Consider the following 750-nt stretch of genomic DNA (forward strand, 5'->3'; position numbering starts at 1 on the left):
TTGTTACTCACACTCTAGGTTTAGCACAAATTCAACGGAGAAAGAGGAGCAAAAGCACAAAAACAGCATGATGAGTTTCAATCGACTTAGCGTTTCTTCAAAAATACCAAGTTCTTTGCCTAGCCAGTGAGCGCGTTCAGTGTGGTCGAGGCAAATGCTTCGTCACTAACCGGATGAATCAATACGGACAGATCGCCGCGATGTGCAATCTAACCATTCAATCAAACCGTGTTGATTATCGTGAAAGTGCAGTTCAAACATCGGCATCTTATGCGGGCCAACGAGACGATCGACCAGCGGAAATATCGCTGTGACATCTTGGCGTTCATTGCGGATCTGCTGATGGATCTTCAACGCATCTTGACGACGAATCAGGGGTAATAAACATGGGCGTGAAACATACAGAGTAACCTTTTGAAATAATTTGTTTCATTCTAGCGGTTTGTTGAGCGTTTCCAATCAACAGATATCGATAGAGTCTATCAAAAAATCGAACTTCCCTATGAAAAGCCCTTTGTCACATTGCTGAGGCGAAAAACAGGTGCTAGACTTTCGGCGATCAACGCTTCATATAATCCTAATGATATGGTTTGGGAGTTTCTACCAAGAGCCTTAAACTCTTGATTATGAAGTCTGTCGCTTTATCCGAAATTTTATAAAGAGAAGACTCATGAATTACTTTGACCTGCCGAAGATCGATTTGCACTGCCACCTAGATGGTAGCGTACGCCCGCAGACAATTATTGACCT

General features: G+C 42.9%; 1 pseudogene and 1 riboswitch. The pseudogene reads right to left on the minus strand.

The annotated features are described in order from the left end of the window. Positions 1-87 precede the first annotated feature (87 nt). Positions 88-401 (minus strand): annotated as a pseudogene (locus CIK04_RS25965) (DOPA 4,5-dioxygenase family protein); the annotation flags it as partial. A 146-nt stretch (positions 402-547) separates the two neighbouring features. Next, positions 548-647, plus strand: a riboswitch (purine riboswitch). Positions 648-750: the final 103 nt, after the last annotated feature.

The sequence above is a fragment of the Vibrio sp. 03_296 genome, assembly GCF_002265885.1.